Below are 19472 nucleotides of genomic sequence, written 5' to 3' on the forward strand. Positions count from 1 at the left end.
AAGTGAGACGATCAAGTTATGACTGACAACACCCCCGTAGCCCCGTGGTACCGCCAGCCCTGGTTCTGGTTTCTGGCCATATTTCCGCTGGCTTCTATTATCTTTGGCCTAACGATGCTGGCGATCTCAGTGAATCTGGATACCGCCATGGTTACCGACGATTATTCGAAGGAAGGCCGCGGTATAAATATGGCTATCGCCAGAGATCAGAAAGCGTCGGAGATGCAGGTATCAGGGCAGTTGGAACTGACAAACCGTAAGGCCACGCTCACCTTAAACACAAAAGACGGTCCGGCTGACTTCCCGTACCTCGTTCTTCACCTTTATCACCCGACCCTCGAAGACAAAGATAGCGTGATCCAGTTCAACCGACTGGCTGACGGAGAGTATTCCGGACAAATGCTGGAAGACCTTGAGGGACGCAGGTATTACGACATACAGGGCCCCGACAACAACTGGCGCGTCAAAGGCGAACTCTGGCTACCCGCAGAGCACCCTATCACCATTCAAGCAAAGGCTAGCGCGCAAGAGTGAGCCCCACCACTTGCTTTCATTGTGGCGAGCTTGCCGAGGGTAATCCAGCGATTACCCTCGAACTTGATGATCAAGAACGGCATTTTTGTTGTCAGGGCTGTAAAGCGGTATGCCAGACCATCCATCAGGAAGGTCTGACTAACTTTTACGACATCCGTACCGAACCTGCCAGCACTCCGAGAGAGCTCAGCGAATCCGAACTTCTGCGCTTGCGTGAACTGGACCACCCACTGGTGCAACAATCGTTTGTTGCACCGGTTAAGGCCGGCCAGGAAGCACAATTGTTGATCGGCGAAATCACCTGCGCGGCGTGCATCTGGTTGCTTGAGAATCACATGAAGCACCAGGTCGGCGTCCAGAGCTTTACGGTGAACCACACCACCCAACGAGCAAGGCTGGTATGGTCGCCCGAACAAGCCCGATTGAGCGACCTGCTCATCGCCATCTACGAGCTAGGCTACACCGCTCGCCCCTACCAGGCAGACGCGGCCGAACAAGCACTCAAGGCTGAAAACCGCTCTATGCTCATTCGGCTTGCCGTTGCCGGCATTGCCACCATGCAAAGCATGATGTTGGCGTTCCCGCTGTATTTTGAAATCATCAGCGAGCTGTCACCCGAATTTATCAATATGTTTCGTTGGTTCGGTTTGTTCGTGGCAACACCGGTTGTGTTCTACAGTGCGCGGCCTTTCTTCCGGAACGCCCGGCGAGATCTCGCCTCGCGGCATCTGACCATGGATGTACCTGTCGCAATTGCGATCGGCCTTGCCTACGCGGCAAGTGCCTGGGTAACGGTATTCGGCGGCCAGGAAGTCTACTTTGAATCCGTATGCATGTTTGCGTTCTTCCTGTTGCTCGGGCGCTACATCGAGGTACAAGCGCGCTATCGAGCAGGACTGAGCGGAAATGCCCTTGCAGGCTTCCAACCGGCAGTTGCGGCATTGGTCACCGACGGCGAAGCAGAGATCGTTCCGGCGCATCAAATCAAACCTGATGACATTATCCGGGTGCGGCCTGGTGAAACACTCCCAGCAGACGGTATCATCCTTTCCGGCGAATCCACGCTGAATGAAGCAGCCCTGACTGGAGAATATTTGCCAGAAACCCGTTCACCGGGTGATACGGTCCATGCTGGTACGGTCAACGGCGAAAACCCGCTCGATATTCGTGTAACTCGCGCCGGGGCACAGACCCGCCTATCGGGTATTCTTAGGGTGTTGGACCGGGTCCAATCCGAGAAGCCACCGGTTGCCAGAATGGCGGATCGGATTGCCGGCAAGTTTGTCGGCCGGGTTCTTATACTTGCCCCGATAGTTTGGATCGGTTGGTGGTTGGCTGGCGCCGACAATGCCTTTGATATTACGCTATCGGTCCTGGTGGCCACCTGCCCTTGCGCGCTCTCGCTGGCGACACCTACCGCCATTACCTCTGCCACCGTGCGTTTGAGAAAACTGGGGTTTCTTACCACTCGCGGCCACACCCTGGAATCGATGAATGCAATCGATACCGTTGTGTTCGACAAAACCGGCACTCTCACCCGTGGTGAACTCACGCTGACAGACCACACCATTTTCGGCCCGATTGACGAAGCGACGTGTCTAAGAATCGCCGCAGGGCTGGAAAAACAATCCGAGCATCCAATCGCGAAAGTATTTCACAACATGCCGTCGCTTCCCGTGACTATGGTCACCAATCACCTCGGCGGTGGCTTGTCAGGAGAATTCGACGGCGAAGCGGTTTATATCGGCCATAAAGCGTTTGTTGCCAGCTACACCCATGCACCCGAACCAGAAACAGTGGGTGCCGCGGGAATGGAAATTTGGTTAGCAACGGCCACTTGCTGGCTGGCCAGTTTCCAATTGGACGACCAAATCCGTGATGATGCGGCCAAAGCAATCGGCACACTGCAAAACATGGGCATTCAAACCATGCTTCTTAGTGGTGACCGGTCCGGTCACGTCCAGGATGTTGCATCGGAGCTCGGGATTTCCCATGCCATCGGCGAAGCTTCGCCAGAACAAAAACTGGAAGTGCTGGATAAGCTCAGTCAAGAAGGTCATCGTGTTATGATGGTTGGGGACGGTCTGAATGACCTGCCTTCGATGGCCGGCGCGGGCATTTCAGTTGCCATGGGTACCGCTGCTGATCTCACTCAGCTGAAAGCCGATGCAGTTTTATTGAACGGCCAACTGTATCAACTCGTTGAAGCTATTCATACAAGCCAGAAGACTCGCCATATCATTCGCCAAAACATGATTTGGGCGTTCGGCTACAACGTTTCTGCGCTGCCTTTGGCTGCTGCAGGTCTCGTGCCCCCGTGGCTTGCTGCGATTGGCATGTCCCTCAGCTCACTCTTCGTCGTCCTTAATGCTTTGCGCCTTAGTAGAGCACGACTCAACAAATAGGAGTTAACAATGAACATTGTCATGCTTCTGATCCCATTGATGCTGATACTGGTCGCCCTTGGCGTCCTCCTGTTCTCTTGGGCTGTAAAAAATGGCCAATACGATGATCTGGATGGCCCTGCACACAGGATCTTGCACGACGACGATAAAGATATGATCCCCTCAGAAGCGCGCCCTTTAAAATCGTCCGCCAAAGACAATCAAGCACAGAGCGGTTCGGTCAAAGCAACCAGCCGCCGAGACTGATTTCATTCATGCAGCCGGAACTCTACCTCAGTTATTCGAGCGCTTTTGCGATTGGACTTCTTGGCAGTACCCACTGCTTGGGTATGTGCGGGGGCATTAGCGCTTCGCTCTCCATGGCTTTGCCCGTGGGCCGTGGTTTTCGGCTTCGCCAGACAGTGCTCTTACTGGCGTTCAACTTTGGTCGAATCGGTAGCTATTCGCTGATTGCAGCTGGCATTGCATTACTCAGCACTCAGGCTGCTGACCAATGGGCATGGGCGGGGTTTCTGCTAATGACGCTTGCCGGCGTCATGCTAATAGTCATGGGGCTATCGATGGGGCAATGGTGGCAGGGCATTCGATACATAGAGCGAGCGGGAGCTCCTGTATGGCGAACCTTGTCACCGCTCACCAAACGCTTCCTGCCGGTCAATAACGCCGGGCAAGCATTGGCGCTGGGCTCTTTGTGGGGCTGGCTACCCTGCGGATTGGTCTACAGCACACTGGGCTGGGCAGCACTTCAGCCCACCGTACCCAGCGCTGCACTCACCATGTTCTTTTTTGGCTTGGGCACCCTACCCTCAATGCTGGCAACCGGATACGCAGCTCAATGGATCCGAGGCATCAAGAGCCATCAAGGTGTTCGCAAAATCAGCGGGATTCTGCTAATCCTGTTCGGGCTTTGGACACTGCCCGTCCAGGCACTATTGAATCTCTAAGATTTAGAGGTTCAATACATCCAAGCGACCAAAGTCTTGCTCGGGCTCTGCATTCTGCACGACAGCTTGACGCTTGCCGCCCAAGCGCTTTCCTTCCTTGAAATCATATAGATTCGGGTCAGAAAGATGGGAAGGCTCAACGTTACACATCGCACGGAACATGGTTTCTAGACGGCCTGGGTGCTGCTTATCCCACGTCTGGAACATATCCTTGATCACCTGCCGCTGCAGGTTTTCCTGAGAACCGCATAGGTTACAGGGAATAATGGGGTACTCTCGCAACTCGGCGTATCGGGCAATGTCTTTTTCCCGGCTAAAGGCCAAAGGCCTGATCACCGTATTACGACCATCATCGCTATGCAGAACCGGCGGCATAGACTTTAATTTGCCACCGTAGAACATGTTCAGAAACAAGGTTTCTAGCATATCGTCCCGGTGATGACCCAGCGCGATTTTGGTTACGCCATGCTCTTCCGCAAAGTTATAGAGGATTCCGCGACGCAGGCGCGAGCATAACCCGCAGGTGGTCTTCCCTTCCGGGACTTTTTCCTTAACTATGCTATAGGTGTCTTTCTCAATGATGTGGTATTCGACCCCAAGTGCATCCAAATAGGCCGGAAGCACTTCTTCGGGAAAAGCGGGCTGCTTTTGGTCGAGGTTAACAGCAATGATTTCAAAGTCGACCGGGGCGCTCTTCTGAAGGTTAAGCAGTATATCCAGCATCGCGTAGGAATCTTTGCCCCCTGATAAGCAACACATAACTTTGTCGCCGGCCTCAATCATCGAGTACTCAGCAATGGCCTGCCCGACCTCTCGGCGCAAGCGCTTCTGGAGTTTATTGAGCTCCACCTTTCGGAGTCGCTCTTGCTCAGAAACTGGTTGGGATTCAGATTTGACAGACATTGCTTCAGACATAGGTTATTCGCTCACGAGGTAAGTGAGCCCGGAATTATACGCATGACAAACATTCAGGGACAGGACAGCAACATGGATATGTTGAATTTGAAACCGGAAACTACGGGTAAACGCGCACTCAATCTCGGCGATCCAGCAGCGCTGGGGGTCCTTCCAAGCGAAGACTGACTGGCTTACTATGCGTGTATGAAAACTGACCATACAACCCGCCCGACCTACAAAAGCACCCCCAACGAATTGAACTGGTTACATCAGCAGGTTGAGCACCTGGTGGTGGCCGCTGAGCACGAGTTGAGGGCAGCGGGTCCGTCAGGGCTCAGCGAGCTGGCTTTGATTAAAACGCTTCAAAGCAACCATTGGCAGTTAATCGGGCCGGTAGACTTTGGCCGCACTGAACAACTCTACCCGGTGCATTTCCTACTGTTTCATACGCTGTATCGCCTCAGCGATGAGCTTTTACCCGGTGGCGAAAGCATTCATTTATCGCCTCTCCAAATTCGCCTACTCCCGACAGATTCAATCAGTAGCACATCCGTTCCGGGGCCAACGGACACGCTGCGCGCATTTTATATGGATCTTGAACAATACTACCTATCCAACTCAGAAATCAGTGACATGATGGATCGCTTTTGGGCAGGTACAATAGTGCAAAAACCGAATAGTGCATCCGTCACCTCAGCTGCAACAGTGCTCGGATTTGAGTCAGTTCCATCAACGTTTGACACTGCAAAGCGTCGGTTCAGAAAGCTAATGATGAAAGCTCACCCCGATCGCGGTGGCAGCACAATAGAAGTGCAACGCCTGAACGATGCGTTCGCGGTGCTCAAAGCGCACTATTCGTAACATCCCGTCTTGATTGGAATGCTCTGCACATGATCACTTTCAGAAAACTGATATCCCTGCCCGCTCTGTCCTTGATAATGGCTCTTCCTTACGCAGCGAAAGCCGACTTGGTGGTGTTGCAATATCACCATGTGGCTGACAGCACACCGCCGGCAACCAGCACCTCACTCTCGCTTTTTGAGGCGCAAATGAAGATGATCTCCGATTTGGGGTTAGACGTTGTTTCATTGGGGCCAGCGACTCGCGAAGCGCTCTCCGGTGACGCACCACAAACCAATCAAGTCGCCATTACGTTTGATGATGCCTATGAATCCGTTTACAACGCTGCGGCGCCGATACTGGATCAAAAGCAGATGCCCTACACCATCTTTGTAAACACCGATGCCGTAGGTGGTCCGGGTTATATGGACTGGGCGGAGTTGAAAGAACTGAGCAGCAACGACTGGGTCACCATAGCCAACCACAGCATAGGTCATGGACATTTGGCGCGAAGGTCTGGGGAAGCGGAAGCAGATTGGCACAAGCGCACTAACCGCAGCCTCGACGTTGCCCAAAAAATGTTAGAAAAACAATTGGGGGCCACTGCGCAGCTGTTCGCCTACCCCTATGGAGAATACGACGAAGCGCTCGAACAAAAGGTGACAGAAAGAGATTGGCTGGGGTTTGGCCAGCAGTCCGGCGCCATAGGGCACTACTCCCACGGTACCAGACTCCCCCGCTTCCCAATGGCCAACGCTTACGGACAACTCAGCAGTTTAAAAGACAAGCTGCTAAGCAAAGCATTCCCCATTGACGCCAGCCGCCTGCCAGATGGCGTTGTATCTGATAACCCACCGTCGTTGACGTTGAAGCTGGAGGCTCCACTATCGGCGTCCCGGCTTACCTGTTTTGCCTCTGGTCTGGGCAGGATTAATTTCAGCGCCAGTTCTGATACCGTGACCATCCAAGCACCAAAAGCCTTGAACGCCCGCCGTTTCCGCTACAACTGCACCCACCCGGCAGGCAATGGCAGTTTTTACTGGCTATCACAACAATGGCTGAATCTGGACGCCCCTGAAGACTAACCAGGACTTACGGCTCAAAGGTTGCAATACCCAATTCACCTGTTCCGGTATGCGGGATAGCTTTGGGCCCCGACTCGGTGGCGATAACCGTTTGCTTTCCAAGATCTTGCGAGCGTGTATACAGTACGAGCCACCGCTCACCTTGGTCAGGTAAAGCCGGAACCCAAGCTTCAAGATACCCGCGGCGGTGCCAGTTCTCTGGGGTATAGTCCATTACCAGATCTGTGACCATCCTCACCACCTGAAACTCTCGATTAAGAAAGGCCAGGCTCGGAACAAACACACCGTGGTGATCGTAAGCGCGAAGCCGCATAACAAATCCCGAGTTCGAGACCGACAGCGGCAAGGCAATTAACTGGAAAGGAGATTCACCAGAACTAAATCGATGGTTAGGTGAGTCACCATCCATCTGTACGCCGAACTCACTCCCTTCTACCCAGTTTTGATAGTCCCTGTTTGCCAAGCCTTCACAGCAATACTCGACAAACTCGTCAAACTCACTGGTCAGGTTTTTCTCAATACCCAAGATTGCAAAAGCGTTTGGATCGTACCCCTCTACCGGCTCGACTTCGCCTACGGATTTCGATGGCAAATGCACCGAAGCCGGAGTTAGATTGATCGGGCTGGAACGAGTGCCTTTGCTCTTGCTGTCGAGATCAGGCGTGTAGTAGCTGACACGGACATTGCCCTCAGCATCGAGCCACGTAAAATACGGCTGCCTCTGGCCATCACGAACAAACCCTTTGTCCGCCAGTGCCTGACCATCCGGATAGTTTTCATCGGTAAAGTCATCCTCTTTAGGCGGTGTGCTGGCCAAAAACGGGTCATTGACTGGCGTATCCTGTGACCCGACTTCGTGAGAGCTCCTTTCAGGTGCCTCCGATTCAGGAATTCGGGTGTAACGTACCCGACCCTGCTCATCCACCCAGGTAAAATATCCTTCGCGCTCGGCAACGTGGGAATTCCCGCTACCAAACTGGCAACCGGCCAGAACCGATACTGTTACAAGCAACAGTGATAACGTTTTTGCGCGGGCCCGTATCATTGGCAAACTCCGCAGTTAAATCAGAACTTGGTCCTGAAACTCAAACCGGCCATAACAACCCGCAATGAGGTTTTTATATCCAAACCAGCATATGGGTTGTAAATGATGTTCGTTATATTGTCACAGTTTACGTTACAACTGGAATCCGCCGGAATCGTCTCTATCGAATGCAAATACGACAAGTTCATGTCAATTTCGGTGTCTTTATCCCAGCGATATCCCATACCGATACTGTAAAGGTTTGCGCCACCGAAAGGTGCCATGATTGAGCGCTGATCATCGGGGATGACGGAATCACGGATTTCTACACCGGCTCTCAGATCCAGACGTGACGACGCATGAAACTCCATGCCAAACGCCCAGTTCCACTGGCTCTTGAAACCTAGAGGAAGCTTCAAGGTATTGGGTGTCGCATTATCAGGAGACAGAATTCTTGCCGCATTCAGGAATTCGAGATCTCGGTCGAACCGTAAATTAAAAGCATCCCACTGGGCAAAATCAGTCCAACCTATATCCGCATTAAGGGTCAGCTTGGGGTGCACATCCACGCTGATCCCGGTTTGAAAATGCTGCGGGTAGACTAGGTCCATCGACACGTTACCAGCCTCGCGAGGCGCACCCGACGGCAGACTAAGGATGGCGGAGGTGATCGCCCCCAGTACCGAACCATTCAAGCCCTGCCAGAACCCCGCCCAATCGTCGGTGTACTGAATTTCGAACTGGCCTTTGAGATTCATGTCTGCTTCGGACGTGTAGCTTGCCCCCCAGCGGAACCAATCGGTGGGTTCCCACATGACACCCAAGGCATAGGTGGGCGAGATGCTCTCCTGCATGTTCAGGCTCAAGGCTCCAATATCATCAAACGGCCCGATATTACCACCACACAGCGCCAGCCAAGGTTGCAGTGGCTCATCACCACTTTCACAGTTGAAGGCATCCTGCAAAACTTCAGCAACACCGAGTAGCATATTTGGGGCTCGCATGTACTGATCAGCAGCCAAACCGAAGTGGGACAAGTGAATGCCGGCACCGACCGACCATTCGTCGTTAATCTCGTAGCCCACTGTTGGAGAGAGGTAGGTGGTTCTTTGGAGCGCCGTTGCCTGGGGCTGGTACCGGCCTGGGTCGTCCTTGTCTCTGTAAAAGCCTGCGGCCATGGGCATAAAAAACGCATTGGCAAACGTCAGCTTCGAGCCTGGCGACTTAATACTGATTCCGGCTGACGGTGCAACCGCAGGTCCCGGCGGCAACCGAAGAACGCCGTATCCGGGCACGTAAAGTGCCACGTTGTTCGTGTGACTGTGGCTATTGGCAACGGGGTCACGCTGCTTTCCTGTTAAGGGATCCGTTTCCAGCCCTTTAATACCGAAGATCTCGTACTCTTCATCAGCGATAAAGTCCGCATCAATATCCAGATAGATGCTGAGAATATTCACTTCTAATTGACGGCCATCCAATTTCGTAAGGCCGGCTGGGTTGTAGTGAATTGACATGATCCCCGGAGGATCAGCGGTCACGGCGTTGCCAAGCGCAAGTGCTTTGGGGTGGATCGTCAGGTTCTGCGTCATCTGTGCTTGCGCACCACACGAAAGACCAACCGCAATTAAAGCCGCAAGAACGTGTTGTTTGTAGCTAGGTTGTCCCATGAAATACATCCCCTTCCCTTAGAATATCTGCAGCGCCAATCACTCTTTGAGGCCGGAGAAATTAATGGGCAGGGATACACCCAGGGAAAAGTCTGGAGCATCTTCGGTTAGACCAATCCCCAGACTGGTATTCACAATGGTCATATCGCTGACGCGAGTACCGAGCGACATACTCAAAAACCCAGTCATTTGGTCTTGTGCCGCCGCTTGATCACCGTTGGAAAAAGTCAGTATCGTTTCATCGCTGTAGCTGACCTGAGCCGACACACTTAAGGAAATATCGTAGGACAACGAATAGGCAAAACCGGCCGACCCGGAAAGCCCGAAGCCGGGTTCAACTTCGACCAGCAGACGGCCACCCCGAACTTGCTCCAAATCATCGGCGGTGACGTTGTAAGTCGCACTTAGAGAGCCGAACACAACCACCGGATCTAACACTTTGGACATACTCAAGCCACCACCCACCGAGTAGTAACCACTGCCAGTAGACAGCTGTTCCTTAATGTCGATTTCGTAGGGACTAACGCCAGTTTTGGTGCTTAAAGTGCCAAAGAAGGTGGTCGACATTTTCCCCGGTACGTACGCAAATGGCTGCCAACGGCCCGTAAAGGAAACATCTCCCATGTCGTAGACGTTCAATTCGTCTTCAGTATCGTACTTAACCACCAAGGGAAGCCGGGCACCAATCGTTAAATTGTCCAAAAGTCCGTAATCGTAGGAAAACGAGTTGGTGAAAGTGTGCGTTGCTGAGGGGACCACATCCAGATTCCGCACCGAACCATTGGTAATCGCGAGGTCTAGACGCTGATCACCGGTATACGAGTAATCAAAGGAGTAGTTCAGGGAATGAGTCCCCTTCTTCTGCAACGAGTAGTTTTTCTCCGCCGCCTGGAATACCTCTTCCAACTGACGACTAGAATCTTCATCCCCATCTTGACGCGACAGCGCTTCTCGCGCCTGATCCACACTCCCTTCTTGGCCCAGCGCCATACTTGGAAGCAGACCCGCCGTGGAAACAAGGAAAAAGCCTCGCACTAACCAACGATTCATCCTGACTCCCTACTCTTATTGATTTTATTCCTGTCCCGGTGGCTAACCGGAAAATTAGTTACGACGGTAGTGAAGTTGTTTTCGTGTGTTTTCCACACTACCGTCGGGATTATTTTTCTGACGTTCCAACAGGTTCTGCAGTCTGCGCTCCGTTGCTTCATGAAATAATGGAATTTCATGCTGGGCGAGCAGGGTCATTGTCTGATCATCCACGAACCGAAGGTCTTCCTCTTTCAGCTCAAGGTTATCCAGAGGTTTATCACTCCCCGGAAACACAATGAACAGCACATTGTCATCCCACTTTTCTTCGAATTGAGCCAAAGTGAAGGAAATATTGCCCACGGCAGGATCGGCTAGGTATACCCGGCCATCTCGTATGGTTCGAAGAACAACAAAGTGTTTGAAGCCTGCGTGTTGAATAGGAACGATTGCGGGATGATCGAGCTCCATGAGGTCATCGATACCGGCACGAAACCCACCTGAAGGGTACCCAAGGGCAGTCACTAGTTTTTTCATGTCCAGCATGGAGAAAGCACGGCGCTCAACAATCCGCTCACTTTCGCCGTAATGCAGTAACCCCTCCATTACTTGGCGCTCTGAAAGTGTTCGCCCCAGATAATTATTCAACACGGTGGTGAGTGCTGCGCTGCCGCAACTGTAGTCGTAGGCTTGGCGAACAATATTTCGGAAAGTTTGTTCAACCAACGGTTCAACGCGAACATCGGTGCGATGCTCCACGGGGCTGGAATCCACCTTGTGCTCAAGCACAATGGTACCCCGATCATACGGTTCTACTTCGGTAGCTTCCTGCACCATTGCGAACGTCAGGATAGACCCGGCCAACACCAGCAGCATTATGGAATGTCCCTGTTTTTATTAGACATGCAACTTAGTGGTTACATCATGTAACGGTAAGATACCGAAATCGTGAGGGGCTTAAAGATAACTGTGCCTCAAATCGACCGCTGCAGCGGACACCAGTCAGGAGGGGAGTGAGAACTGGTTCAAGAGCCGTCAATTCAATGGAGATGTGGCCTAACCTAGAATATCGGCGACTCTTTCCTGCAACCGCGGCAGTACCTCCTCCTCGAACCAGGGATTCCTCCGAAACCATAAATTGTTTCGGGGGCTTGGATGAGGGGCTGGTAACAGCCGCGGCCAATATTCTTGCCACGCTTTCACGTTGTCGGTGACCGAACGCCGACTATCAGGCAAGTGCCACGCGTGCGCGTATTGCCCGATCACCAAGGTCAACTCAACCCGTTTAAGCCGGGCCAATAATGCATCACGCCAGGTAGCCGCGCATTTCGCAATGGGTGGCAAATCCCCAGATTTCCCAGTACCCGGGAAACAAAATCCCATAGGAAGAATTGCCATTCGGGTTTCATCGTAAAACGTCTCTCTGTCTACCCCCATCCATCGGCGTAATCGATCCCCGCTGGGATCGTTAAAGGGAATCCCCGTTTCGTGCACTTTTCTGCCCGGCGCTTGCCCCACAATCAGAATACGGGATGACTCGGAAAGCTGAACAACCGGGCGAGGTTCATGAGGCAACTTGTCACGGCACAGGGTACAAGCCCGGACACGACCAACTAACTGCTCAAAACCAAGTTCGTCGAGTTCATTATTCTCTGACACCACAATCAGTGCTCCCGGTTTGCATCTATAAAATTAACTAAGCACGACCTTCCGCTGTCCAAAATACACTGGCGCCCTGCTCCGGGTTACTGGCCCCTTGCCGCATCCAGCCAAATAATTCACGACCGTAATCTTGGCGCTGTTGAGCAAGGTCACGACTGGCATTAGCCCGCGCATTTAGGCTGGCATCTTCCAGCAGCACAGACAGCTTCCCGTTAACGGCATCCAAACGGATGACATCACCGTTCTGAATCTTAGCCAACGGTCCACCTTCCAACGCCTCGGGATACACATGAATGGCGGCGGGCACCTTGCCGGAAGCGCCCGACATGCGGCCGTCCGTCACCAACCCAACCCTAAAGCCGCGATCCTGAAGAACACCCAGATACGGGGTCAATTTATGAAGCTCCGGCATACCATTGGCCCGGGGCCCCTGAAACCGGACCACGACAATGCAGTCCCGATCAAGATTTCCCGCCTCGAAAGCTGCCTTTAAATCGTTCTGGTCGTCAAACACAACTGCAGCTGCTTCGACGCAATGATGTTCTGCAGCAACCGCAGACACTTTAATAATGCCTCGGCCAAGATTGCCCTCAAGCACTTTCAGCCCTCCGTCGGGTGCAAACGGCTGTTCGACAGAACTCAACACGTTTGGCTGCAGACTCTCATGGACCGCTGGATGCCATCGCAGCGCCTGCTCACTCATTTCCGGCATGCGGGCATACTGGGCCAACCCCGGCCCCATCACTGTGTTCACGTCCTCATGAAGAAGCCCTGCGCTCAGTAACGCCTGAATCAAATAGGGCGTTCCACCCGCCTCATGAAAAGCATTAATGTCTTCTTGACCATTCGGATAAATCCGGGTCATAGACGGCACGACCGAAGAAAGGTCAGCGTAGTCATTCCAATCGATTAGAATACCAGCGGCCCGGGCAATCGCGACCCAATGAATGGTGTGATTGGTAGAACCACCGGTAACCAGCAGGGCGACCAAAGCGTTAACGATCGCCTTTTCATCGACCATTTCGGCCAGCCCAAGCTTGCCACCCTGTGGCTGAGACAACCGAATCACCTGTTCCGTGGCTGCGCGGGTTAAAGCATCTCGCAGCGGTGTGTTCGGATGAACAAAGGCCGCTCCGGGCAAATGTAAGCCCATTACCTCCACCAACAGCTGATTACTGTTCGCTGTCCCGTAAAATGTGCAGGTGCCAGGACTGTGGTAAGACTGGCTTTCGGCTTCAAGGAGTTCGTCTTGCCCTATTTTCCCTTCCGCGAACAACTGGCGAACCCGCTGTTTCTCTTTATTTGGCAAACCAGAAGGCATCGGCCCCGCCGGTATCAAGACGGCAGGCAGATGACCAAAGCTCAACGCACCAATCAGGAGGCCTGGCACAATTTTGTCACATATACCCAGTAAGGTGACGGCATCAAACATGTTGTGGCTTAGAGCCACGGCAGTGCTCATGGCAATGGTGTCGCGGGAAAACAGGCTCAGATCCATACCCGGCTGGCCTTGGGTAACACCGTCGCACATCGCAGGTGTGCCACCGGCAAACTGGGCTACAGAACCCATACCATGAGCCGCTTCACGAATAGCATCCGGGAAACGATGGTAAGGTTGATGCGCAGAAAGCATATCGTTGTACGCCGAGACGATCGCAACATTGGCTCGGTTCATCAGTTTGAGCTGATTTTTATCGCCCGGCTGGCATGCCGCAAAACCGTGAGCCAAATTACTGCACGACAAAGTTCCGCGCTGTGGCCCCTGCTCCCTGAGCGCCCGCATTCTTGCCAAATACGCCTGCCGTGTCGCTCGGCTTCGCTCGATAACCCGGTCAGTAACCCTGGAAACAACAGGCTGCATGGCATAACTCCCAAATTGATAAACACACGACGTAAGTGTACTTCCTTAAAGACTCGCGTTCCGATTCAATTAACCATACTCAATCCACTCTCCGTTTTCGACACATCAAAAGGACACGCCCTATGCTCCGGCGCACAAAAATCGTAGCCACCCTTGGTCCCGCAACTGACAGTAAGGAAGCTTTGGTCAGCATTATTGCGGCCGGTGTAGATGTCACTCGCCTGAATTTTTCTCACGGCAGCGCACAGGAACACATCGAGCGGGCAAAGAATGTGCGCCAAACCGCTGCCGCACAAGGTCGCTTCGTTGCGCTACTGGCAGACCTTCAAGGACCAAAACTCAGAATTGCACGCTTCAGCAACAACAAAGTGACGCTCAAACCCGGGCAAACATTTGTTCTTGATGCCTCGATGGATAAAGACGCTGGCACTGAATCATCCGTAGGTATCGATTACGAAGAGCTGATTAACGATGTCACCCCCGGCGATATTCTGGTTCTGGACGATGGCCGTATCGAAATGGAGGTGACCGCCGTAGATGATCACAGCATCACCTCCACGGTTCTGATTGGTGGTCCGTTGTCCAACAACAAAGGGTTGAACAAGCGCGGCGGCGGATTATCAGCTGACGCACTGACCGACAAAGACAAGCAAGACATCGTTACCGCCGCTAGCTTGGGCGCCGATTACGTTGCAGTCTCATTCGTGCGCACCGCTGAAGATATGCACATCGCTCGCCGGCTGCTGAAAGAAGCCGGCTCTGACGCGGGTTTGGTAGCGAAAATCGAACGAGCCGAACTGGCTCACGACACCGAAGCCCTGGACGCTGTCATCAAGGCATCTGATGCCGTTATGGTCGCCCGTGGTGATTTAGCCGTAGAGATCGGTGATGCGGAATTGGTGGCGGTCCAGAAGCATATTATTGCACGCGCTCGTGTGCTCGACCGTGTCGTTATTACCGCGACCCAGATGATGGAATCTATGATCACCAATCCCATGCCGACGCGCGCTGAAGTTTCTGATGTGGCGAACGCAGTTATGGACTACACCGATGCGGTTATGCTGTCGGCCGAAACCGCAGTGGGTGATTATCCCACTGAGGCTGTTGAGGCTATGGTGAGAATCTGTAAAGGTGCCGAGCGCCATCCCTCTATGCGTCAGTCAAAACACCGCATTAACGAAAGCATGGACGCCGTTGATGAAGCCATTGCGTTATCTGCTATGTACGCAGCAAACCATTTGCAAGGCGTAACGGCCATCATCTGCCTGACAGAAACCGGCTCGACACCACGCCTGATGTCACGCATCAAATCAGCCTTACCCATTTTCGCCTTCTCTCGGCATCATTCGACCCAACACAAAGTCGCTCTATACCGCGGCGTTCAAACCGTACCGTTTGATTCTGCCAATCACGAAAAAGAGCAGGTGAAAAACCTGGCACTGGATGAGTTAGTCAAACGGGACTACGTCAAACAGGGTGACCTGGTTGTCATTACCAACGGTGATTTTGTGAACGCTCATGGCGGCACCAATACCATGAAAATCGTTCAGGTCGGCTCCGAGATCCACTGATCCGAGAACTACCCTTGTTGCCTGGCATCGAGAAGGCTGGCGCGCGCGATCTCCGTGATTGCGGCCCAGTCTTTTGCTGCGACTTTCTCAGACGGTGTCAGCCAGCTACCTCCCACCGCGGCAACATTCCTAAGGGTCAGGTAGTCGACTGCTGTATGCTGCTGAATGCCACCCGTGGGGCAAAACTGCACGTCTGGAAACGGCCCTGCCAACGCTTTTAACGCCGCCACTCCTCCGGACACTTCCGCAGGGAAGAACTTAAAATGCCGGTAGCCATGAATATGGCCCATCATCAGCTCTGAGGCCGTCGAAATACCCGGCAACAGCGGCGCCTCAGAAGTTACGCCAAACTCCAGAACCGCTTCGGTAACGCCAGGTGTGATCACAAACTGGGCTCCGGCCAGTTCAACCTCGCGATACTGCGCAATACTGGTCACAGATCCAGCTCCTACCAATGCATCCGGAAGGGCCTCGCGCACCTCCCGGATAGCTGCGACGCCAAACTCGGTGCGCAGGGTGATCTCAAGAACCCCTAGCCCGCCTTCATACAACGCCGTACACAAAGGTACGGCATCGGCCAAACGATCAATGGTAATCACCGGTATCAGCGGCGATCGTGTCAGTACCTTCTCAATTTCCAGCTTATGGTCATTCGAGAGTTGTGGCATCACGGGCTCCAGTAAATATTCAATCCGGCTTGCAGGAAAGCCCGAATCGGCATAGCTGACCAATCGTCCGGAGCTTCAGCGGCTCGAGCCAGCGTAGCAATTTTATCGTGTCCTTTAAGGTGTAGCACTTTAAAGCGCGCTTGGGCCAGCACCGGCAGTGTCAGGGTCACTCGCTGGTGCGCCTGTGATGGCGGTGTCATCACCATTACGCGCTGCTCACCAGATGGCTCCATCGCACACGCCAACTCCGGCGCATCCGGGAACAGCGAAGCCGTGTGCCCGTCAGTACCCATGCCTAGCACCAACACATCCACCGGAAAGGTTAATCCTGTGGCATCAGCCTCAAGCTCCGATACTGCATCAGCGGCATCTTTGTCAGAAACGTTAAATAACACAAAGCGGGCCTCAGCAGCAGCATCTTTCAGCAGCTCCCTTTTCACCAAGGCCGCATTGCTGGCGGGATCGCTTTCCAGCACCCAACGCTCATCGGCCAAAGCTATTTTTATCCTTGCCCACTCCAACGGTTTGTCCCGCAAGGCACGAAAAAATGGTAGCGGCGTTGAGCCACCTGAAACGACCAGCGTCGCCTCTGGAGCTTCCGCAAGACGAAGGCGTAAATATTCCGCGACACGCTCCGCGAGGATTTCCGCGATAGCCTGCGGCGACTGCGCCGAATGCAAACTCACTCCCACCGGTAGTTGCAATTCAGGCATCTTCATACCAACTCCTCCCGTCTCGGGTGATCAGCGCGATAGACGCCACTGGCCCCCATGTACCGGCAGCATAGCGTTTCGGCGGCTCGCCCAAATCACGCCAGTTTTGGATAATATGATCCACCCAACGCCAGGCGTGCTCGACTTCATCACGTCGCACGAATAAGTACTGACTGCCCCGCATTACCTCCCACAATAACCGCTCGTAGGCATCCGGAATGCGCTCCGCACCGAAGGTTTCCGAAAATGTCAGTTCCAGCGGACCCTGACGCAACCGCATACCCTTATCCAACCCGTGTTCTTTGGTAAGAATCTTAAGCGCCATGCCCTCGTCTGGCTGAAGCCGAATAATGAGTTTGTTATTGGCCAGATGCTTCTGGTCGGAGTCAAAGATGTAGTGCGGAGCCGGCTTGAAGTGGATGATAATCTGAGCCATTTTTTCAGGCATCCGTTTGCCGGTTCGGATATAGAAGGGCACGCCCGACCAACGCCAATTGTCGATCTCCACTTTCAACGCAACAAAGGTTTCCGTCAGGCTGGACTTGTCCGCACCCTCTTCTTCGAGATAACCCGGCACCACCTTGCCCTGACTGGCTCCCGCCGCATACTGTCCGCGCACCACATATTGCTCCATCATCTCGGGCGGGATCCCCTTGAGCGCTTTCAGAATTTTCACCTTTTCGTCGCGAATACTGTCGGCAGATAAATCCGCAGGCGGGTCCATGGCAATCAAACAGAGCAGCTGCAATAAGTGGTTCTGGATCATATCCCGAACTTGCCCCGCCTTATCAAAATAGCCCCAGCGCCCGTCTATGCCCGTGCTCTCAGCCACTGTAATCTCAACGTGGGAAATATGGTTTTGATCCCACTGGGACGCAAACAGGTTGTTGGCAAAACGCAGGGCAATCAGGTTCTGTACCGTCTCTTTACCTAGATAATGGTCGATACGGAACAGCTGGCTTTCGTCGTAAACCTCGGCTAATGCATCATTAATCACTTTGGATGAGGCCAGATCGTGCCCAATGGGCTTTTCCACCACAACCCGGGTTCTGTCTGTACAACAGCTTTGATCTTTAAGATTGCGCGCGATCACGCCATACATGGTCGGCGGCGTTGCCATATAAACAATCAGTTGATTCTCGGCGTTTCGCCAACGATTCAATTCAGAGAACCCAGCTGTATCGGTAAAATTCAACAACTGGTAATCCACCCTCGCCACAAACCGTTCCACAAGCTCCCGATCAAATTCCTCATCAGAAACCTCAGCTTTCAGGTTTGAGGCCAATTCTTCCCTTATGCCCTTCACACTTTCATCACGACGTGCGATGGCCAGAATTCTACTATTTTCCGCCAACAAACCGGCTCGATCCAGTTGATAGAGGGCAGGAAAGAGTTTCTTTCGGGCTAGGTTCCCCATCGCCCCGAAAAGCATAAGATCACACGAGGCTGGCAGCGGCTCAGACATTCAACTCCCCATCTTGACGGCGGATTATTGTCGTAACTTTAGCTAAATAATGACACTGCCAATCATGGAAGCCAAGGTGGCGAGCTATCCATGACGTTTTTACTACTCAGATTTCATTTCAAGAAAGGTATAATGACGAATCATTACAACCATTGCGTGCAGACAGGGAGCATTCCGTATGGCAGTCAGTGCGGTCCGTAGAGAAGAGAATTTGCTGGAAGAAATCCAGAACCGCCTGGAAACCCTCAATAAATCCGAGCGGAAGGTCGCCGGCGCGATCCTACGTGATCCCAGCGCCGCTACTCGATACAGCATTGCGGCTCTGGCCCGGGCTGCAGATGTCAGCGAACCAACGGTCAACCGCTTTTGTCGCGGTTTCTCAGCCACTGGTTTCCCAGACTTCAAGATACGGTTGGCACAGAGCATCGCCACAGGCACCCCCTATGTGGGAGAAAACATTAAGCCTGATGACAACGCGTCAGAATATTCGGATAAGATCATGTTCAGCACCATCGCCAGCCTGGACAAAGCCCGACAGGCGCTAGACCCTGAGTCGATTGCAACGGTCGTCGATTACCTGATTCAGGCGAAACAGATCATATTCTTTGGCATGGGCGGGTCCGCTTCGGTGGCGATGGATGCCCAGCATAAGTTTTTCCGATTCAATACGCCGGTTGCCGCCTACGAAGATGCACTGATGCAACGAATGATCGCAGCGGGCGCTGGCGTGGGAGATACCATTGTCGTGATTTCCTATACCGGCCGCACTCGGGAGTCTGTCGAGTCCGCCGAATTGGCCCGCAGCAATGGCGCCACCGTTATAGGAATCACCAATCCGGACTCGCCTTTGGCCGAAGTGTGCACCACCGTTTTGGGAGTGACCTCCCCGGAAGACACTGAAGTGTATATGCCGATGTCTTCACGCATCATTCACCTTACCGTGATCGACATACTGGCGACTGGCGTTACTCTGAAGCGAGGCCCCGATTTCCTCAATCACCTCAAAAAAGTGAAAGAAAGCCTGAAAGCTACGCGCTTCCCGCTAAACCAAAAGACATAAAAAAAAGGGTGCCGAAGCACCCTTTTCCTGTTTCCTGCGAGAGATCG

General features: G+C 53.1%; 19 protein-coding genes. 9 read left to right on the forward strand and 10 right to left on the reverse strand.

The genetic code is table 11. From position 1 onward, the window contains the following. Positions 1-18: 18 nt before the first annotated feature. From K5L82_RS06405 to K5L82_RS06420, 4 genes are read left to right on the forward strand one after another with little or no spacing between them, the layout of a single operon-like run. Positions 19-534 carry a FixH family protein gene (locus K5L82_RS06405; RefSeq protein ID WP_133005844.1) on the forward strand — a complete coding sequence of 172 codons (516 nt, stop codon included), beginning with the start codon at positions 19-21 and terminating at the stop codon, positions 532-534. Further along, complete coding sequence (locus tag K5L82_RS06410; RefSeq protein ID WP_223133573.1) at positions 531-2939, forward strand: heavy metal translocating P-type ATPase; 2409 nt, start codon at positions 531-533, stop codon at positions 2937-2939. The genes K5L82_RS06405 and K5L82_RS06410 overlap by 4 nt, the downstream gene beginning before the upstream one ends. A gap of 9 nt (positions 2940-2948) precedes the next feature. Beyond that, complete coding sequence (gene ccoS, locus K5L82_RS06415) at positions 2949-3185, forward strand: cbb3-type cytochrome oxidase assembly protein CcoS (protein WP_133005846.1); 237 nt, start codon at positions 2949-2951, stop codon at positions 3183-3185. Between the two features lie 8 nt (positions 3186-3193). Beyond that, a complete protein-coding gene (locus K5L82_RS06420; RefSeq protein WP_223133574.1) occupies positions 3194-3883 on the forward strand; it encodes a sulfite exporter TauE/SafE family protein in 690 nt (229 codons plus the stop codon). Between the two features lie 3 nt (positions 3884-3886). On the opposite strand, the gene ttcA is transcribed toward K5L82_RS06420, so the two are convergent. Beyond that, positions 3887-4786 (reverse strand): tRNA 2-thiocytidine(32) synthetase TtcA, encoded by a 900-nt coding sequence (gene ttcA / locus K5L82_RS06425; protein ID WP_410505854.1) that lies wholly within the window; start codon positions 4784-4786, stop codon positions 3887-3889. Between the two features lie 54 nt (positions 4787-4840). On the opposite strand from ttcA, the gene K5L82_RS16630 reads away from it, so the two are divergent. From K5L82_RS16630 to K5L82_RS06435, 3 genes are read left to right on the forward strand one after another with little or no spacing between them, the layout of a single operon-like run. Then, positions 4841-4966 carry a hypothetical protein gene (locus tag K5L82_RS16630; protein ID WP_262492530.1) on the forward strand — a complete coding sequence of 42 codons (126 nt, stop codon included), beginning with the start codon at positions 4841-4843 and terminating at the stop codon, positions 4964-4966. Positions 4967-4984: 18 nt separating this feature from the next. Next, positions 4985-5641 carry a DNA-J related domain-containing protein gene (locus tag K5L82_RS06430; RefSeq protein ID WP_223133576.1) on the forward strand — a complete coding sequence of 219 codons (657 nt, stop codon included), beginning with the start codon at positions 4985-4987 and terminating at the stop codon, positions 5639-5641. Between the two features lie 29 nt (positions 5642-5670). After that, positions 5671-6705, forward strand: a complete 1035-nt coding sequence (locus tag K5L82_RS06435) for a polysaccharide deacetylase family protein (protein WP_223133577.1) — start codon at positions 5671-5673, stop codon at positions 6703-6705. A gap of 7 nt (positions 6706-6712) precedes the next feature. Here K5L82_RS06435 and K5L82_RS06440 read toward each other — a convergent pair whose 3' ends face one another. The 6 genes from K5L82_RS06440 to edd form a co-directional block, all read right to left on the reverse strand. Further along, a complete protein-coding gene (locus K5L82_RS06440) occupies positions 6713-7750 on the reverse strand; it encodes a MalM family protein (RefSeq protein WP_223133578.1) in 1038 nt (345 codons plus the stop codon). 20 nt (positions 7751-7770) lie between these two features. Continuing rightward, a complete protein-coding gene (locus tag K5L82_RS06445; protein ID WP_133005852.1) occupies positions 7771-9396 on the reverse strand; it encodes an OmpP1/FadL family transporter in 1626 nt (541 codons plus the stop codon). 39 nt (positions 9397-9435) lie between these two features. Next, a complete protein-coding gene (locus tag K5L82_RS06450; protein ID WP_133005853.1) occupies positions 9436-10446 on the reverse strand; it encodes a transporter in 1011 nt (336 codons plus the stop codon). 54 nt (positions 10447-10500) lie between these two features. Then, the gene (locus K5L82_RS06455; RefSeq protein WP_223133579.1) at positions 10501-11301 is read right to left on the reverse strand and encodes a C39 family peptidase; all 801 of its coding nucleotides are present in this window, start codon (positions 11299-11301) and stop codon (positions 10501-10503) included. A 180-nt stretch (positions 11302-11481) separates the two neighbouring features. Continuing rightward, positions 11482-12084 (reverse strand): uracil-DNA glycosylase family protein, encoded by a 603-nt coding sequence (locus tag K5L82_RS06460; RefSeq protein WP_223133580.1) that lies wholly within the window; start codon positions 12082-12084, stop codon positions 11482-11484. A gap of 37 nt (positions 12085-12121) precedes the next feature. Next, complete coding sequence (edd, locus tag K5L82_RS06465; RefSeq protein ID WP_223133581.1) at positions 12122-13948, reverse strand: phosphogluconate dehydratase; 1827 nt, start codon at positions 13946-13948, stop codon at positions 12122-12124. A gap of 122 nt (positions 13949-14070) precedes the next feature. Between edd and pyk the strand changes: the two genes are divergently transcribed. Further along, positions 14071-15519: a pyruvate kinase gene (pyk, locus tag K5L82_RS06470; RefSeq protein ID WP_223133582.1), complete on the forward strand. Its 1449-nt coding sequence runs from the start codon at positions 14071-14073 to the stop codon at positions 15517-15519. Positions 15520-15527: 8 nt separating this feature from the next. On the opposite strand, the gene K5L82_RS06475 is transcribed toward pyk, so the two are convergent. Genes K5L82_RS06475 through zwf form a run of 3 tightly spaced genes read right to left on the reverse strand, consistent with a single transcriptional unit; the run spans position 15528 to position 18365 of the window. Next, on the reverse strand, positions 15528-16187 hold the full coding sequence (locus K5L82_RS06475) for a bifunctional 4-hydroxy-2-oxoglutarate aldolase/2-dehydro-3-deoxy-phosphogluconate aldolase (RefSeq protein ID WP_223133583.1): 660 nt from the start codon (positions 16185-16187) through the stop codon (positions 15528-15530). Then, positions 16187-16906 (reverse strand): 6-phosphogluconolactonase, encoded by a 720-nt coding sequence (gene pgl, locus K5L82_RS06480; protein ID WP_262492531.1) that lies wholly within the window; start codon positions 16904-16906, stop codon positions 16187-16189. Before pgl ends, K5L82_RS06475 begins: the two co-directional genes overlap by 1 nt. Beyond that, on the reverse strand, positions 16893-18365 hold the full coding sequence (gene zwf / locus K5L82_RS06485; RefSeq protein WP_223133584.1) for a glucose-6-phosphate dehydrogenase: 1473 nt from the start codon (positions 18363-18365) through the stop codon (positions 16893-16895). Before zwf ends, pgl begins: the two co-directional genes overlap by 14 nt. Positions 18366-18543: 178 nt before the next feature. Between zwf and hexR the strand changes: the two genes are divergently transcribed. Continuing rightward, positions 18544-19425: a transcriptional regulator HexR gene (gene hexR / locus K5L82_RS06490; protein ID WP_133005861.1), complete on the forward strand. Its 882-nt coding sequence runs from the start codon at positions 18544-18546 to the stop codon at positions 19423-19425. Positions 19426-19472: the final 47 nt, after the last annotated feature.

The organism is Marinobacter sp. AL4B, assembly GCF_019916045.1.
GTDB lineage: Bacteria > Pseudomonadota > Gammaproteobacteria > Pseudomonadales > Oleiphilaceae > Marinobacter.

What these genes read in the sequence shown, in the direction of transcription:
- K5L82_RS06405 (WP_133005844.1), top strand. Translation starts at nt 19, where the DNA reads ATGACTGACAACACCCCCGTAGCCCCGTGGTACCGCCAGCCCTGGTTC.
- ccoS (WP_133005846.1), top strand. Translation starts at nt 2,949, where the DNA reads ATGAACATTGTCATGCTTCTGATCCCATTGATGCTGATACTGGTCGCC.
- K5L82_RS06420 (WP_223133574.1), top strand. Translation starts at nt 3,194, where the DNA reads ATGCAGCCGGAACTCTACCTCAGTTATTCGAGCGCTTTTGCGATTGGA.
- ttcA (WP_410505854.1), bottom strand. Translation starts at nt 4,786, where the DNA reads ATGTCTGTCAAATCTGAATCCCAACCAGTTTCTGAGCAAGAGCGACTC.
- K5L82_RS16630 (WP_262492530.1), top strand. Translation starts at nt 4,841, where the DNA reads ATGACAAACATTCAGGGACAGGACAGCAACATGGATATGTTGAATTTG.
- K5L82_RS06430 (WP_223133576.1), top strand. Translation starts at nt 4,985, where the DNA reads ATGAAAACTGACCATACAACCCGCCCGACCTACAAAAGCACCCCCAAC.
- K5L82_RS06435 (WP_223133577.1), top strand. Translation starts at nt 5,671, where the DNA reads ATGATCACTTTCAGAAAACTGATATCCCTGCCCGCTCTGTCCTTGATA.
- K5L82_RS06440 (WP_223133578.1), bottom strand. Translation starts at nt 7,750, where the DNA reads ATGATACGGGCCCGCGCAAAAACGTTATCACTGTTGCTTGTAACAGTA.
- K5L82_RS06445 (WP_133005852.1), bottom strand. Translation starts at nt 9,396, where the DNA reads ATGGGACAACCTAGCTACAAACAACACGTTCTTGCGGCTTTAATTGCG.
- K5L82_RS06450 (WP_133005853.1), bottom strand. Translation starts at nt 10,446, where the DNA reads ATGAATCGTTGGTTAGTGCGAGGCTTTTTCCTTGTTTCCACGGCGGGT.
- K5L82_RS06455 (WP_223133579.1), bottom strand. Translation starts at nt 11,301, where the DNA reads ATGCTGCTGGTGTTGGCCGGGTCTATCCTGACGTTCGCAATGGTGCAG.
- edd (WP_223133581.1), bottom strand. Translation starts at nt 13,948, where the DNA reads ATGCAGCCTGTTGTTTCCAGGGTTACTGACCGGGTTATCGAGCGAAGC.
- pyk (WP_223133582.1), top strand. Translation starts at nt 14,071, where the DNA reads ATGCTCCGGCGCACAAAAATCGTAGCCACCCTTGGTCCCGCAACTGAC.
- K5L82_RS06475 (WP_223133583.1), bottom strand. Translation starts at nt 16,187, where the DNA reads ATGCCACAACTCTCGAATGACCATAAGCTGGAAATTGAGAAGGTACTG.
- pgl (WP_262492531.1), bottom strand. Translation starts at nt 16,906, where the DNA reads ATGAAGATGCCTGAATTGCAACTACCGGTGGGAGTGAGTTTGCATTCG.
- zwf (WP_223133584.1), bottom strand. Translation starts at nt 18,365, where the DNA reads ATGTCTGAGCCGCTGCCAGCCTCGTGTGATCTTATGCTTTTCGGGGCG.
- hexR (WP_133005861.1), top strand. Translation starts at nt 18,544, where the DNA reads ATGGCAGTCAGTGCGGTCCGTAGAGAAGAGAATTTGCTGGAAGAAATC.